Source organism: Rhizobium sp. FG96, from assembly GCF_057808655.1.
The window spans coordinates 249159-264005 of record NZ_JBMDIL010000002.1 but is presented as its reverse complement, the minus strand read 5'-3'; the positions used below and the strand labels follow the sequence as shown (position 1 = coordinate 264005).

15 protein-coding genes are annotated in these 14847 nt (G+C 61.2%); 7 read left to right on the top strand and 8 right to left on the bottom strand.

Translation table 11 applies throughout. From position 1 onward, the window contains the following. Positions 1-12 precede the first annotated feature (12 nt). The 5 genes from ACODR6_RS04515 (at position 13) to ACODR6_RS04495 (ending at position 5244) form a co-directional block, all read left to right on the top strand. Complete coding sequence (locus ACODR6_RS04515; RefSeq protein WP_489021078.1) at positions 13-1071, top strand: Ldh family oxidoreductase; 1059 nt, start codon at positions 13-15, stop codon at positions 1069-1071. A 23-nt stretch (positions 1072-1094) separates the two neighbouring features. Then, entirely contained in the window at positions 1095-2531 is a 1437-nt protein-coding gene (locus ACODR6_RS04510) for an aldehyde dehydrogenase family protein (RefSeq protein ID WP_489021076.1), read from the top strand. A gap of 118 nt (positions 2532-2649) precedes the next feature. Further along, a complete protein-coding gene (locus tag ACODR6_RS04505; protein WP_489021074.1) occupies positions 2650-3399 on the top strand; it encodes a sulfite exporter TauE/SafE family protein in 750 nt (249 codons plus the stop codon). Between the two features lie 111 nt (positions 3400-3510). Continuing rightward, positions 3511-4386, top strand: a complete 876-nt coding sequence (locus tag ACODR6_RS04500) for an MBL fold metallo-hydrolase (RefSeq protein WP_489021072.1) — start codon at positions 3511-3513, stop codon at positions 4384-4386. Between the two features lie 102 nt (positions 4387-4488). After that, complete coding sequence (locus tag ACODR6_RS04495; protein WP_489021070.1) at positions 4489-5244, top strand: sulfite exporter TauE/SafE family protein; 756 nt, start codon at positions 4489-4491, stop codon at positions 5242-5244. A gap of 12 nt (positions 5245-5256) precedes the next feature. Here ACODR6_RS04495 and ACODR6_RS04490 read toward each other — a convergent pair whose 3' ends face one another. The 4 genes from ACODR6_RS04490 to ACODR6_RS04475 all read right to left on the bottom strand — a co-directional run bounded on the left by ACODR6_RS04490 (position 5257) and on the right by ACODR6_RS04475 (position 8950). Continuing rightward, positions 5257-5880: a hypothetical protein gene (locus ACODR6_RS04490; RefSeq protein WP_489021068.1), complete on the bottom strand. Its 624-nt coding sequence runs from the start codon at positions 5878-5880 to the stop codon at positions 5257-5259. Positions 5881-5975: 95 nt separating this feature from the next. Beyond that, entirely contained in the window at positions 5976-6665 is a 690-nt protein-coding gene (locus ACODR6_RS04485; RefSeq protein ID WP_489021066.1) for an RraA family protein, read from the bottom strand. Between the two features lie 24 nt (positions 6666-6689). After that, positions 6690-7562, bottom strand: a complete 873-nt coding sequence (locus ACODR6_RS04480; RefSeq protein WP_489021064.1) for an NAD(P)-dependent oxidoreductase — start codon at positions 7560-7562, stop codon at positions 6690-6692. Positions 7563-7591: 29 nt separating this feature from the next. Then, positions 7592-8950: a citrate:proton symporter gene (locus ACODR6_RS04475; protein ID WP_489021062.1), complete on the bottom strand. Its 1359-nt coding sequence runs from the start codon at positions 8948-8950 to the stop codon at positions 7592-7594. A gap of 186 nt (positions 8951-9136) precedes the next feature. Here ACODR6_RS04475 and ACODR6_RS04470 point away from each other — a divergent pair, with 186 nt between their 5' ends. Next, positions 9137-10048, top strand: a complete 912-nt coding sequence (locus ACODR6_RS04470; RefSeq protein WP_489021060.1) for a LysR family transcriptional regulator — start codon at positions 9137-9139, stop codon at positions 10046-10048. 225 nt (positions 10049-10273) lie between these two features. Here the strand turns inward: ACODR6_RS04470 and ACODR6_RS04465 are convergent, their stop codons facing one another. The 3 genes from ACODR6_RS04465 to ACODR6_RS04455 form a co-directional block, all read right to left on the bottom strand. Further along, on the bottom strand, positions 10274-11674 hold the full coding sequence (locus ACODR6_RS04465; protein WP_489021058.1) for an amidohydrolase family protein: 1401 nt from the start codon (positions 11672-11674) through the stop codon (positions 10274-10276). A gap of 107 nt (positions 11675-11781) precedes the next feature. After that, positions 11782-12639, bottom strand: coding sequence for a LysR family transcriptional regulator (locus ACODR6_RS04460; protein WP_489021056.1), 858 nt, complete (start codon positions 12637-12639; stop codon positions 11782-11784). 10 nt (positions 12640-12649) lie between these two features. After that, positions 12650-13261: a pyridoxamine 5'-phosphate oxidase family protein gene (locus ACODR6_RS04455; RefSeq protein WP_489021054.1), complete on the bottom strand. Its 612-nt coding sequence runs from the start codon at positions 13259-13261 to the stop codon at positions 12650-12652. An 89-nt stretch (positions 13262-13350) separates the two neighbouring features. Here ACODR6_RS04455 and ACODR6_RS04450 point away from each other — a divergent pair, with 89 nt between their 5' ends. After that, the gene (locus ACODR6_RS04450; protein ID WP_162708653.1) at positions 13351-13518 is read left to right on the top strand and encodes a hypothetical protein; all 168 of its coding nucleotides are present in this window, start codon (positions 13351-13353) and stop codon (positions 13516-13518) included. Between the two features lie 30 nt (positions 13519-13548). Here ACODR6_RS04450 and ACODR6_RS04445 read toward each other — a convergent pair whose 3' ends face one another. Next, on the bottom strand, positions 13549-14838 hold the full coding sequence (locus tag ACODR6_RS04445) for an amidohydrolase family protein (RefSeq protein ID WP_489021052.1): 1290 nt from the start codon (positions 14836-14838) through the stop codon (positions 13549-13551). Positions 14839-14847: the final 9 nt, after the last annotated feature.

The window sequence follows — 14847 nt, the reverse complement described above, 5'->3', positions numbered from 1 at the left end:
AAAGGAACTGCAATGAAAAACCTCAATGTCGAGAGGGCCAGGTCGGATGTCTCGGGCCTGCTGCAGGCAGCCGGCCTGAGACGCGATTTTGCGGACGAGATGAGCCATATCATGATCGAGAGCGATCTGATGGGGCATCGCACCCACGGGCTCGCCATGCTGCCGACCTATCTCGACAGACTTTCCAAGGATCTGATTACCAAGGACGGCGAGATCACTGTGGTCCGCGAGGATACTTCGACGCTCAACTGGCAGGCGCACCGGCTGCCGGGTGCCTATGTCGTTCGCAAGGCGATCCGGTCCCTCTATGAGAAGATCGAGAAGACGCCTGTCGTGACCGCCAGCATTGCCAATTGCTCGCATATCGGCAGCCTGCAGGCCTATCTGGAGGAGCCGGCGCGCCGCGGCTATCTTGGCCTGATGATGGTGACGGATCCCGGCGTCGCCTCGGTCGCGCCCTTCGGCGGTGCCGATCCCGTGCTGACCTCCAACCCGATCGCGGCAGCCATCCCGACGCTCGCCGATCCGATCCTGATCGATCAATGCACCTCGCTGGTTTCCAATGCGCAGGTGCAGAGCGCCGATCCGACCAAGCCACTCCCCGGCAAATGGGTCATCGACAACCGCGGCAGACCGACGGACGACGCGGCCGCGCTGCGCGCCGATCCGCCTGGCACCATCGTGTCGCTCGGCGGCGAGGATTTCGGCTACAAAGGCTTCGGCTTCGGCATCATGGTGGAAGCCTTCGCGCTCGCCCTTTCCGGGCACGGGCGGCTGAACCCGAAACAGCGCGGTGCACAAGGCGTGTTCCTGCAGCTCATCGATCCCGCGGCCTTTTCGGGCTCATCCGCCTTTCTTGCCGAAACGACGGAATTTGCGAGACGATGCAAGGCAAGCCGGCCGGCGGAAGGATCGCGCGGCGTCCGTCTGCCCGGGGAGCGGGCAATGGCCGAAAAACGGCGCCAGATGGCGAACGGGTTGGAGGTCAGCGACGATCTCTTCGACAAGATTTCGAGACTCGCACGTGACCTGGGCACCGGCACTTTCGCAGCCGCCCCGGCATTTTCCTAAGAAGTTCCAGAAAGCAGAGATCAATGACAATTCATCAGAACCTGATCGCCGGCGAATGGGTTGGAGGCGCGGACGTCACGCGCAACATCAACCCCTCCGACACGAACGAGCTCATCGGCGAATATGCACGCGCGAGCTCGGAAGACACCAAGAACGCCATCGCCGCCGCCAAGGCCGCCTTCCCGGCCTGGTCGCGCTCCGGCATCTGGGAACGCCGCGTCATCCTGAAGAAGGCTGGCGACGAGATCATGGCCCGCAAGGACGAGCTCGGCGCTCTGCTGGCACGCGAAGAAGGCAAGACGCTTCCGGAAGCCATCGGCGAAACCATCCGCGCCTCGCAGATCTTCGAATTCTTCGCAGGCGAAGCGCTCCGTCTCGCCGGTGAGACGATGCCGTCGGTCCGCCCGAATATCGGCGTCGAAATCACCCGTGACCCGCTCGGCGTCATCGGCATCATCACCCCCTGGAACTTCCCGATCGCCATCCCGGCCTGGAAGATCGCCCCGGCTCTCTGCTACGGCAACACCATCGTCTTCAAGCCGGCCGAACTCGTTCCCGCCTGCTCCTGGGCGATCGTCGACATCCTGCACCGCGCGGGCCTGCCGAAGGGCGTTCTGAACCTCGTCATGGGCAAGGGCTCTGTCGTCGGCCAGGCCATGCTCGACAGCCCGGATATTGCCGGCATCACCTTCACCGGCTCCACGGGCACCGGCAAGCGCGTCGCCACCTCCTCCATCGAGCATAACCGCAAGTTCCAGCTGGAAATGGGCGGCAAGAACCCGATGGTCGTCCTCGATGACGCCGACCTCACCGTTGCCGTCGAAGCAGCCGCAAACTCAGGCTTCTTCTCCACCGGCCAGCGCTGCACGGCATCGTCGCGCCTGATCGTCACTGAAGGCATCCACGACAAGTTCGTCGCGGCGCTGACCGAGAAGCTGAAGACCGTCGTCGTCGACAACGCGATGAAGGCCGGCACCCATATCGGCCCCGTCGTCGACGAGCGCCAGCTGAAGACCGACACCGACTATATCGAGATCGGCAAGAAGGAAGGCGCCAAGCTTGCCTTCGGCGGCGAGCTCTTGACCCGCGACACCCCCGGCTTCTACCTGCAGCCGACGCTCTTCACCGAAGCCACCAACCAGATGCGCATTTCGCGCGAAGAGATCTTCGGCCCGGTCGTCTCGGTCATCCGCGTCAAGGATTACGAAGAAGCGCTGGCCACCGCCAACGACACGCCCTTCGGCCTGTCCTCCGGCATCGCCACCACCAGCCTGAAGCATGCGACGCATTTCAAGCGCAATGCCGAAGCCGGCATGGTGATGGTCAACCTGCCGACCGCAGGCGTCGACTTCCACGTTCCCTTCGGCGGCCGCAAGGGCTCATCCTACGGCCCGCGCGAGCAGGGCAAGTACGCCGCCGAATTCTACACAACGGTCAAGACCAGCTACACGCTGGCTTGACGACCAACTGGTGATCCGGGCCGTCGCGAGGGCGGATGAGCAGCGGCCGAGCCGCACACGCGTCCGCTCCAGCAAGGCGACGGTTCTTATTGCGGTACCGGCGATCTAGAGAAATCCTGTGATAGAGCATTCCCCATTGATCATCGCGATCGCCGCGCTTTCGGCATTCCTTGTCGGATTGTCGAAGGGCGGTCTTCCATCTGTCGGCGGCTTGTCGGTTCCGCTTCTCGCCCTGGTCATTTCTCCGGTTACTGCCGCCGCGCTGCTGCTGCCGATCTTTGTCGCCAGCGACATGGTCGGCCTCTATCTCTACCGCCACAGCTATTCTGCCCGGAATCTGCAGATCCTGATCCCGGCTTCGCTTGTCGGCATCGCGATCGGATGGGCCTTCAGCTCGCATCTTTCGAGCGCCTTCATCGGCCTGCTTGTCGGCATCATCGGCGTCGTCTTCTGCTTGAACGCCTGGTTCGGCGGCCGATTCCGGTCGCAGAACGCAAGGGCCAGCGTCTCGGCTGGAATGTTTTGGGGTTCCATTGCCGGCCTCACCAGTTTCGTTTCGCACTCGGGTGCTCCGCCTTTCCAGATGTATGTATTGCCGCAGAAACTCGAGAAGATGACCTATGCGGGAACGGCGACCATTCTCTTCGCGATCATCAACGCCGCCAAGCTCATTCCCTACTGGCAATTGCAGCAATTCTCTAATTTCGACACCAAGCTCGTCATGTGGCTGGCGCCGGCGGCGATCATCGGGACGGTGGCCGGAAAGAAGCTGACCAAAATTCTGCCGGACGGCATCTTCTTCCGGGTAATCCAGATCACGCTCTTTGCTCTGTCATGCAAGCTGATTGCCGATTATGCGGTTGCTTAGGGTGGCGAGCTGCAGCCTAGTGCTGCGCGTTCACGACATTTCGAAGTGACCAAGTGGGCAGAACCGTCATAAGACAGGGGCGTTCCGTCTGGTGATGAAAGGATCTTATCCATGCTTTCCCCCAAAGCTTCTCTCGCCTTCTGCCTTGCTCTCTCCATATCGCCTGCCGCTCTCGCCCAGATGCCCGCCCAGGAGGCGGAGGCGCAGGCGTTCAAGGTCGGCTCGTTCGACGTGGTTGCCTTGCATGATGCCCAGTTTGTTCGCCCGAATGACGGCAAGACATTCGGCGTCGGCCACACGCCTGAAGAGGTCGGCGCCGTGTTGAAGGCGGCCGGTGCGCCGGCGGATTCAATTACCCTTAGTGTCGACGCTCTCCTGGTAAAGGAGCCGAAGCGTCTGATCCTGATCGATACGGGTGTCGGCGGCGCTCTTCAACAGTCGCTTGCGATGGCTGGCTACAAGCCCGACGAGGTCACGGACATTCTCATTACCCATTCGCATCCAGATCACATGGGCGGTCTCGTCAAGGACGGCAAGCTTGCATTCTCGAACGCGACGATCCGCATGTCGGAAGCAGAATGGGCTTTTGCCCGAAAGAACAGCCAGCTTGCCGATATCATCAAGGTGATCGACGGACATGTGAAACCCTTCCGGCCCGGCGCCAATATTTCGCCCGGCATCGCGGCAGTCGGGCTCAAGGGCCACACGCCCGGTCACGTCGGCTATCAGATTGTTTCCGGCAAGGAGAAGCTGCTTGATATCGGCGACACGGTCCACAGCTCGATCATCTCACTTGCCAAGCCAGAATGGCCGGTAGGGTTCGACAATGACGCCGCCGGCAGCGAGAAGACCCGTGTCGACACGCTGAAGAAGCTCGTTGCGTCAAACGAACTGGTCTTTGCTCCCCACCTGCCGTTTCCTGGTGTCGGCCACGTCAAGGCGGATGGCGACCATTTCGAGTGGGACCCTGGCGTCCCGGACAAGTAAACCGGATCAGGCGGGCTCCCTATCGAATGCAACCTCGCTTCGACGAGCGCGCAATGATAGACCATCATTCAGACGCCTCACATGCAACTCTTGGCTATCTCGATGAATGATATGTTGCTTCTGTTGTTGGCGGGGATGCTGGCGGGCAGCATGAATGCATTGGCCGGTGGCGGGTCCTTCGTGTCCCTGCCGGCGCTGATTTCGGTCGGAGTACCGTCGGTCGCAGCCAACGCGACGAGCACATTTTCCCTTTTCCCGGGCGGATTGGCTAGCTCCTGGGTCTATCGCGACGGGTTCGGCAAAGTCTGCGGTGTGCCGGTCTTGCCGATCGCGCTTGCAACGGTCCTCGGAGGGCTCTGTGGCAGCGTGCTGCTGCTATTGACGCCTTCCAGTGTCTTCGACGCCATCCTCCCCTGGCTGCTGCTGATCGCTACGCTCATGCTGGTTTTCGGGCGACGGATCAGCGCGGCCTTCCGGAGCCGCGCTTCAGCCCGAACCTCGACCATCGTCCCCGTCCAGTTCTTACTCGGCGTCTATGGCGGCTATTTCGGTGGAGCGGTCGGTCTGATGATGCTGGCGGCCTGGAGTGTCTTCGGCGGAGGCGAGATCAAGGAATTGAACCCGATGCGGATGCTGATGGTCACGGCCGCGAACGCGGTGGCCGTCATCGTTTTCGTCGCAGCCGGGGCGATTGCCTGGTCTCAATGCCTGCCCATGTTGATCGGGGCGCTCCTTGGCGGCTGGGCTGGGGCGCATATCGGCCGGAAACTGCCGGCTGCTGCGATCAGGGCACTCACCATTGTGCTCGCGGTAGCAACGACGACGGTATTCTTTGCCCGGGCGTATTTCGTCGAGTGACCTGGATCGGACCTATTTCAAGAAACCGTCGCGTCCGAATTCTTCCCAGCCTTCCAGTTTCGGTGAATTGGCGTCGGTCGTGGTCTCGGCCTTCTTTGCCTTACTCTTTTTCAGTGATCGGGTCAGCTTCGCCTGATACGCGGCGCGGCGCCGATTTTCCGCTTTGGCAATCGCGTCTTCCTCGCGCCATTCCTCCACAACACCCCGATCCAGAATGTCCTCGACAACCTTCGGATCGAAGACGTGGAAGGTGATCCGGCGGGCACGGCCGTTCAGCCGGACGGTTCGTGTTCCGGCGCTCGGCAGCCGGCCGTCCGCCAGCCAGCGATGACGTTCGCTGGTGGTGATCGTCAGGATGTCCTGGATCTCGCGCGGGATCACCGGCAGCTGCTCGATGCCGTCGAGCACCTTGCTGACGATAGCCGATACAGCGTGGAATTCGGTCTTCTGGCTGGCGGGCATCACGAGGGTGATCTCACCCGCATCGAGATCAAGCGACTTCTTCACCGCGGCCGGAACCCGTGCCCGGAGTTCCAGGAGGATACCCTTGGCGCGAACCGCCGATCCCATGGTCGCTGCCGACGCGAGCCGCCACGTTTTCAGGAGTTCGACGTCATTCTTCTGTTCTTTTCGCATGGCGTTGAGATGGGTTGTCGGCTATCCTTCGTCAACACGTATCTCCGCTCCCGGTCCCCCGATATTCGAGAGACCGTTTCCCCTGCTGGGCCTGCTTAGCGATAAGTATCCTCGATAATCTCGCAGCCCTTGGCCGCCAGTTCCTTGTCGATCCAGGATGTGTTCAGGGTGCCGCCGATGATCGACTTCATTTTGTCGTCTTCAGAGGCCTGCTTCTTGCGTGCCTTCTCCGCGATCTCTGCAGCGTCCGCCTGGCGGACGACCACAATGCCGTCGTCGTCGCCAACGAGGATGTCACCGGGATGAACAACCACGCTGCCGATCGATACGGGCACGTTGATTTCGCCGGGACCGTCCTTGTAGGGGCCAGCCGGCGTCACACCGGCGGCGAAGATCGCCAGGTCCATGTCTCTCAGCGTCGCGAGATCGCGGATGGCACCGTCGATGATGACACCGCCGAGTTTCTTTTGAACCGCCGTCTGCATCATCAGTTCGCCGGTGATGGCATTCGTCACGTCGCCATGCGCGTCGAATACGATGACATCGCCCGGCTGCGCCATGTCGAGCGCCTTGTGCAGCAGAAGATTGTCGCCGGCGCGGCTTTTCACCGTAAAGGCTGGCCCGATCAAGTTGCCCTTCGAGATCTTGCGAATGCGGGCGTCGAGCATCGAGGAGCGGTTGAGGCAGTCGCCGATATTTGCGGCCGGCAGGCCGCGCAGGCCTTCGACGAGTGCCGCATCCGGGCGATTGATCTTCGTGAAGATGCGAAATCCGGTATTGGACATGGGGTGATCCTTCCGTTCCGATTATTACTTTGCCAGCACGGCGAAAATGTCGTGGTAGTCTTCCGGTGGCTTGGCGTTGAAGTGTTCGCGGAAGCCCTGTTTGACGCACCAGGCGAGCTTGTCTTTCGCGGCAATGGACATGGTTGCATCGACGCCGAGGCTGTTCAGCGTCGCGATGACCTCGTCCATCTCGTGCTCGCGCCGCTCGGCATGGATAACACCGCGAGCCATCAGGTCGTTGGCCTGCTTGATGAAGTCGTCGGTGGTGAGCGACGCCCGGATCGAAGCGAGCACATCGTCTTCGAGGCCGAACTTGCGCCCGGCAACCACTGCCTCTAGGAGCAGCATCACATAGCCCTTCATGAAGATGCTGCGAAACATCTTCGAAGCCGAGGCCTTGCCTGCCGGTCCGTCGATCGCGGTCACCTTTGCGCCGAAGCGATTGAGATAGTCAGCGATGGCAATGGCGCCTTTGCCCGATGCCAGCATCGGAACCTTGTGACGGTTTCCGGGCACCGTTCCCATGACTGCGACGTCGACGAAGGTGGCGCGCGGCGAGATGATGCGATCGACACTCGTCTTGGTGTCGGGACCTGCCGAGTTGAGGTCGACATAGATTTGTTCGGGCCGCAACAGCGGCGCGCTCTGTTCGGCGACGGGGACCGCCATGTTGGCGCTGATCGAACAGACGACAATGTCGACCTTGCCGATGAGATCCGCAGCAGATGCCTCAAGGACCACACCGGCCTTGCCGGCGCGTTCCTGAATGAGTGAGGCATTCGGCTCGCGCTGCCAGGCCGCGTCGAAGGCGCGGATGCCCGTGATGCCCTCGTCGCGCAGGCCTTCGGCGATATTGTAGGAAGCCTCGCCGAAACCAAGAAAGCCCAAAGTCTGCATGGATTGTCCTTCGAATTATGCTTCCGGCATCAGACCGGAAGAACGCCAGTCACGATTGCGACCACGATGAAGATGACGAACATCGGGATCGAGTATTTGAAGAATTCCTTCTGATAGTCGGCGAACGACATCTCGGTGCGGTCCATCAGAAGGAAGAGCCAGGCAACGGTCGGCGAGCCGTAGCGGATCGCCTGGCCCATGAAGGAAGCCATCCCGACTTCATGCGGAGTCAGCCCGTATTTGGCGCCGATCGGTGCGATGACCGGAAGGATACCGAAATAGTAGGCATCGATCGGAAGCGCGTAGCAGGCGATCGCGCCGACCAGTGCGAAGATAATGCCGACGTGGCTGCCAAGCGTATCCGGAATGAGATGCGTCAGCGTCTCGGCGATGGCCGTCGACATGCCGCTGCCGCTGAGGACGCCGAGGAAGAAGCCGGCCGCGATGATGATCGATGTGACGGCAATCGCATCGCCGCCATTGGCCGTGATCCGCTCGCGCTGTTCGGCGGCCGTGTAGTTGACGGCGAGCGCTATCGCAGTGGCGATGGTGAAGGCAAGCGCTCCGCCGACCCAGCCCATAAGGACGGCGACCAGTGTTGCGACGGTCAGGGCCAGATTGAACAGGAAGAGCCGCGGGCGCTTCAACTCCTTGTCATTGTCGAGGATGACATTGACCATCTCTTCGATCTGCTGGCGATCGATCTGGTCCGCGGCCTTCAGGTCGTATCCGAGGCGCTTGCGCTCCTTCTGGCCCATGAAATAGGCAAGGAAGAAAATGTAGACGAGCGATACGGCAAGGATTGGCAGGATCTGAATGAAGAGTTCGTTGACTTCGACCTTCAGAACGGCCGCAGCGCGCACGAGCGGGCCACCCCACGGCAGACAGTTGCCCAGACCGGTCGGCAGGATGATGAGCATTGCCAGATTCGAAAGCTTCATGTTCATGCGGCGGAAGAGCGGCACGAACGTGCTGGTGATGATCAGGATAGTCGTCGTGCCGTCGCCATCGAGCGTCACCACCGATGTCACGAAAACCGTGACCATCAGGATCTTGAGAGGATCGCCCTTGGCGCGGCGGATGAGGAATGTGCAAAGCGGGTCGAAGAGCCCGACATTCATCATGATGCTGAAATACATGATCGCGAAAAGGATCATGATTGTCGGGTTGATGGTGCCGAGGCTGACTTTGCCTGCATCGTTGACGGTGTAGAAAAGCCCGTCGCGGAACCAGCCGAAGATCGGATCGATCGATCCGGTGGTCCAGAGCGCTGCAGCGCCGCCGAAGACAACAGACACGCCGATAAGCCCGGCGAAAACGGAAATATGCTTTCTGATCACGGAGATCAGGAACGACGCTATCATCAGATAGCCGAGACTGGCGATCACAAGGTCCTCCCGACGGCGCCTGCCGTCACTGTAAGCGTGGCCGCAACGGTTCCTCCCGGCGACCAATAAAAAAATGTTCTCGATCTGCTCGTTGTGGCAGATTACCGAAAACGGGACTGCTTATTGACCCGGCGGCTCTGCAAGTCTATTCGCGAATTTTCAACCTTTCATAACTTTGGGTAATCAATGGATCTTCGCGACCTTCGCTATTTCCTCAAGGTTGCCGAGTTCGGGCATCTCGGGCGCGCGGCCGAGGCGCTGAACCTGTCGCAGCCTGCCCTGTCGAAGTGCATCCAGCGGCTGGAGGATGCCTATGGTGTCGCGCTTTTCGACAGGGCAGGGCGCGGTATCGTGCTCACCGAAGCCGGAAAGCTTCTGCAGGAGCGCTACCAGTTGCTGGCGCATGACCTTGAGGATATCCGCATCCAGGTCTCGTCATTTCGCAAGGGGATCGCGGGAACGGTGCGCGTCGGATGCTCGGCGTCGATAGCTCAGTTCTTTCTTCCGGGGGTCTGCCGCACCTTGCGCGAGAAGGCGCCGGACCTTCGTCTCTTGATCCGCACTGCGATGGATGACGCGCTGGAGGACGCTCTCAAGGCCGGGTCGATCGACATCATCATTCGTCCGGGACGTCCAGCCGAAGCCGACGACTGGATTGTCTCGACACCACTTCTGAGTGACACTGTCGTCGTTGTGGCTGGCAAGGGCCATCCGCTTGTCGATCAGGAGCCCAGCCTGGAGGCGATGTCGAAATTCTCCTGGGTCCTGCCGACGCCGGCCGTTTCGACGCGCCAGTGGCTCGAACATGTCTTCCTTGCCGCAGGGCTTCCGGCGCCGGATGCGGCGGTCACGGCAACGCCATTGGTTGCCGCACCCTTCATTCTCGAAGAAACCGACCTCTTGAGCTTCATGTCGCGCCGGAACCTCGCGGCGTCGACAGGTATCGTCGAGCTGGAAAACACCGCAACGACGCTCCACCGGCAGTTCGATATTGTTCACCGCTCACGCAGCTTCCTCTCCCCCGCGGTGCGCTATTTCCTGAACGTCGTTCATCAGGAAGTCGTCTTGGAAGAGCTCACGCCAAATGTCGGTGACTGACGCTTAACTGCGATGATCCGCCATCGTAGCGGAACTTTGCCCGCGGCCTTAGGTCGGCCGCGACCTCCGTGCCGACAGCGGTTCGCAACGCCCCGGTGCCAGCGCCGCCGCGGGATCGACTTCTGTTCGATCCTTTATCGCCGATGGCCATTGCTGCGTCGTCGTCAGGGACTGACGTGCCGCCCACGGTTCTGTGCGGCACTCTGCGGACGCCAAGGCCAGCTTTCAGGACGAGGCCTTGTTGACGCCGCCTGAAACCAGGCGCCCCTGATGGAACGTTGCTGTGCGCGGGGAGACCCGGGCCACGGCCTCTGCCGAGCAGCTTGCACCTGTCAGCGTGAAACCGGCATCATCGCCAGCCTTCGGCCAGGCGCGGGCGCCATCGTTGTCCAGCGGAAGGACGCCTCCGGTCGAGATCGCGAGCGAGCGAGACAAGTGATATTCGTCCGAACCGCGATAGAGCTGCGCGTAGAGATAGGCCTTCTCAAACATGTCGCCGCTGCCGAACGGAGACCAATGGTCGATGACGCTGTCGGTTCCGGTCATGACGAAGACGCCGGCTTTGCTCAGTTGCGGCAGCGGCATCATCAGGCCGCCAATCGGCACGGTCGAGGCAATGGTGATGCGGTTGGCGGCAAGCCGTTTGGCCGTCTCTTCCAGAGCCTCCGGTGAAAGCGTTGTCAATGCGAAGGCGTGGCTGATCGTCACCTTGCCCTGCAGCGCGCCGTTCTTTTCAACGGTATCGATCATGTAGTTGATGGCGGCGACGCCGGCCGGGCTGGTCTCATGCAGGTGGATGTCGACGCCCTTGCCGGTATCCAGCGCAATCTGGAACATGGCGTCGAGGGATTTCTCCATGGCGCCATCGACATTGGTCGGATCGAGGCCGCCGACATAGTCGACGCCCATCTGCATCGCTTCGCGCATCAGCCCGTCGACCTTTGAGTGAAGAAGGCCATGCTGAGGAAAAGCAACGATCTCGCAGGAGAAATCGTCCTTGTGTTTCTCAAGCGCGATCTTCAGGTGTTCAAGGCTTTTGAGACCACTTACCGGATCGATGTTGCAGTGGCTCCTCGCCGTCGTGCTGCCCTTGGACTGCAGGAGAGCGATCAGGCCTTCGGCTCGCTCCACCGAGGTCGGCAGCAGTTTCGGGAGCAGCTTTTCCTCAAGCGCGATCATATCCATGATCGTCTTGCCCTGGCGGGGCAGCGGCGCCTGCCATGGGCCGCCGTAAAAGGTCTTGTCGAGGTGAATGTGCATGTCGCGCGTCGAGGGAAGGGCAAGCTGACCATTCGCCTGATAGGTCGGCAGTCCCGCCGGAAGCGCGGCGCCGGCAGCATGAAGTGCGACGATCTTGCCATCCTTGATCTCGAGTGTGGAAAGTGCGGTGCGGGTCGCAATGACGACATCGCCATCCTTCTCGAAACCTTCCTCGAGCCTGACGTCTGCAAGCAGGTAATGCTTGTCGGCGATCGCGGTTACGGCGGCATCTTCGACGCAATTCTGCGTTTCGGCCGATGCCTCGCGGCTAGCTCCGCCGGTCAGGCCTGCAACGGCGGCAGCCGTCGTCAGCTGCCCGGCACGGCTCAGGAAGCCGCGGCGGCTCTGTGATAGGCTATTTTGCATGATCGTCTCCTCATCGTCGTGCAGAAATGGGTGACGGCACATTTAGCCAAGGCGGCTACGAGATGGCAGCGACTTATGCGAATGCTGGCTATTCGATTTGCCAATAGTCAGCGCGACAAACCGCAGAACGCGATCAGCCGCTCGGCGAGATCGAGCGCCAGCGGCGAGGCATCATCGCGATAGAAGAGGGCCAGTTCGAAATTCTCCACCGGCTGAAGACCTTCATCCCGGCCGAGAACGCGATGCTCGGGCTGGCGGCAATTCGCCGGAAGCAGGCTGACCCCGAGCCCGGCCGCGGACGCCGCGGCAAGGGCGGCAAGTGCTGCGCTGCTATAGCTCACGCGCCATCTGAGACCGAGGCCATCAAGCGTATCGCAGAGCTCCTCGCGATAAAGCCCATTGACCGGAAAGACCGCGATCGGCACGGGGGACTGCTCGATTGCCGGATGTCTGAGGCTGTCGAGCCAGAGCAGGGGCTCTGGCCGCGCGGCGCGCGGCAGGTGCGCCCGCACCTGCTTGACGAGCACCAGGTCCAGCTCTTCCAGAACATATGCCCTGTGAAGTTCGCGGCTGAGACCGCTCGAAACGTCCAACCTTAGGTGGGGATTGTCGCGCTTGAATGCGGCGAGAAGATCGATCGTGGGAACCGTCAGGTCCTCGGGCATGCCGAGCCGTAGCACGCCATCTCGCCAGGGACCGGTCAGCGCATCATGCGCTTCCTCGTTCAGCGCGATGATGCGCCGGGCGTAACTCAGGAGCTTGATGCCCTCCTCGGTCAGGCGCACCTCGTGCGACGTCCGTTCGAAGAGGGCTTTTCCCAGCAGTTCCTCAAGACGGCGAACCTGCTGGCTGATTGTCGATTGAGAAAGCGAGACCCGATCGGCGGCACGCGTGAAGCTGCTCGTCTCGCAAACCGCGACGAAGCTGATCAGCAGTTGGGGACTGAACATCGGATAGCGATTCATTTCGAATTTCTCAGGGTGACAGCCTCACGTCTTTCCAGCCACTGGCCGTCAGTTCGCTCGCCCAACGCAGGTGATCTTCGCCGCTGACGTCCAGCCATTCGAGGCGAGAGAGACGAACGATGATAACCGCCAGTCTCGCGAATGCCACGTCCGGATTGTCGAGGGCGGCGCGATGCAATGCATCGCCGTCATCGCCAATGGCAGTTCCGGGAGCCAGAGGCATTTTGAAAAGTGCGGTGGTTCGCTCCGGCAGTGCTGCCCAGATCTCGTGCCGCTTTTGCTCGTCGGTGATGAGTTGAGCGTCGCCGGAGAGGCGTAGCTGGATCATTCGGGCGGGATCGAAGCCGAGGAGTGAAACGCGCGGGTCGCGGCCGATCTCGATTGCCTTTGGCGATCTGATGTCGGTGATGAACGTAATCGTTGCCTCCTTCGGATCACAGCGCCGGAGCACGACGGTGCGCAGCTGCGGTGAGCCGTCGAGCCCGGATGTCGCGAGCTGAAGGAAGTTGAAGGGCGACCTGCTGCGCGCGGCGTTTGCAAGCTCGTCCCAGGCTCTCTCGGTTATTGATGTCATCGTAAAATAGACAGGTCTCCTATCGTCGTTGGACGTAAAGCTATTCACTCAGTGCATGCAAGGCTTTCGGGATTGGCTATTTATTTGGTGGGACTAAAACATTAGGTTCCGCGACTTCGATCCACCGGACCAAGCCCTTGCAACCCCATTTCGAATGCACGCGCGCCAACAAATCCCTGCGCAATCTCTCGAACAAGATCTTCTATCTGATCGCTGCGGTGATCATGCTCGCCCTGTGGGCCGGCGGTGGCGACAGGCAAACCGGGCATCAGGCTTCCGTCGCGCAGGCAAGCGCGAGATCCTGAACGCTTCTCGCGTGAAGGGCCGCTGCGCAGTTACGCCCTGGGAATGTAGTCGAGCCCGATATCGATTGCCTGCGGCCGCCCGTCGATCGATATGGTCGTGATCCGAGGCGCGGTGTGCGCGATCACCTTTCCGCCCTTGATAACGGCCAGGCGGACCGGCTTGAGGCGAAGCGCTTCCAGCGGATCGGCCGCCTGAAGGATGACGAGGTCGGCCTTGCTGCCCTTGTCCAGCCCATAGCCTTCGAGCCCAAGCGTTTTCGCCGAGTTGACGGTCAGGGCCTCGAAAATCTTCTTCTTGTCTTCCACGCCCGCCATCTGCGCCACATGGATCGCCATGTGGCCGACCTCCAGCATGTCGCCGGAACCCATCGAATACCAGGGGTCCATGACGCAGTCGTGCCCGAAGGATACGTTGAGCCCGGCATCCATCAGCTCGCGTACGCGAGTCATGCCGCGGCGCTTGGGATAGGTGTCATGCCGGCCCTGCAGCATGATGTTGATCAAAGGGTTCGGGATGACGTTGATCCGCGCCTCTGCCATCAGCGGAATGAGCTTCGAGACATAGTAGTTGTCCATCGAATGCATCGAGGTCAGATGCGAGCCGGCCACCCGGCCCTGCAAGCCGAAACGGACTGTTTCGGCGGCAAGCGTTTCGATATGGCGCGAGTGAGGATCGTCGGTTTCGTCGCAATGCATGTCGACCGGCAGGCCGCGGTCGGCGGCGATGCGGCAGAGCGCTTCCACTGATAGGCGCCCTTCATCCATCGTGCGTTCGAAATGCGGGATGCCGCCGACGATATCGACGCCCATGTCGAGGGCGCGGTTGAGCGAAGCGACCCCGTCCGCGGCGCGGTAGTACCCATCCTGCGGGAAGGCGACGAGCTGCAGGTCGATATAGGGCTTCACCCGCTCCTTGACCTCGAGCAGGGCCTCCGCCGTCACCAGTCTCGGATCAGAGGTGTCGACATGGCTGCGGATGAAGAGCAGGCCCTGGCTGACGGCGAGGTCGCAATATCTGAGTGCGCGCTCGACCAGTTCCTCCTTCGTCACGATCGGCCGCAACTCGCCCCAGAGCGCAATGCCTTCGAGCAATGTGCCCGAGACATTCATGCGCGGCAGGCCGAGCGACAATGTCGCATCCATGTGAAAATGCGGATCGATAAAGGGTGGCGAGACCAGGCGATTGGTCGCCATGATCTCCTCGCCGGCCGTTGCTTCGATAGTCTTCTCTACCGCCGCGATCAGGCCGCCGGAAACGGCGATGTCCATTCCCTTGCGTCCATCAGGCAGGTTGGCATCGCGGATGATCAGATCGAACATGGCTGGCTC

Coding starts and splice junctions, on each gene's coding strand:
- ACODR6_RS04445 (WP_489021052.1), bottom strand. CDS start 14,838: ATGTTCGATCTGATCATCCGCGATGCCAACCTGCCTGATGGACGCAAG.
- ACODR6_RS04480 (WP_489021064.1), bottom strand. CDS start 7,562: ATGCAGACTTTGGGCTTTCTTGGTTTCGGCGAGGCTTCCTACAATATC.
- ACODR6_RS04495 (WP_489021070.1), top strand. CDS start 4,489: ATGAATGATATGTTGCTTCTGTTGTTGGCGGGGATGCTGGCGGGCAGC.
- ACODR6_RS04490 (WP_489021068.1), bottom strand. CDS start 5,880: ATGCGAAAAGAACAGAAGAATGACGTCGAACTCCTGAAAACGTGGCGG.
- ACODR6_RS04500 (WP_489021072.1), top strand. CDS start 3,511: ATGCTTTCCCCCAAAGCTTCTCTCGCCTTCTGCCTTGCTCTCTCCATA.
- ACODR6_RS04460 (WP_489021056.1), bottom strand. CDS start 12,639: ATGAATCGCTATCCGATGTTCAGTCCCCAACTGCTGATCAGCTTCGTC.
- ACODR6_RS04515 (WP_489021078.1), top strand. CDS start 13: ATGAAAAACCTCAATGTCGAGAGGGCCAGGTCGGATGTCTCGGGCCTG.
- ACODR6_RS04485 (WP_489021066.1), bottom strand. CDS start 6,665: ATGTCCAATACCGGATTTCGCATCTTCACGAAGATCAATCGCCCGGAT.
- ACODR6_RS04510 (WP_489021076.1), top strand. CDS start 1,095: ATGACAATTCATCAGAACCTGATCGCCGGCGAATGGGTTGGAGGCGCG.
- ACODR6_RS04470 (WP_489021060.1), top strand. CDS start 9,137: ATGGATCTTCGCGACCTTCGCTATTTCCTCAAGGTTGCCGAGTTCGGG.
- ACODR6_RS04465 (WP_489021058.1), bottom strand. CDS start 11,674: ATGCAAAATAGCCTATCACAGAGCCGCCGCGGCTTCCTGAGCCGTGCC.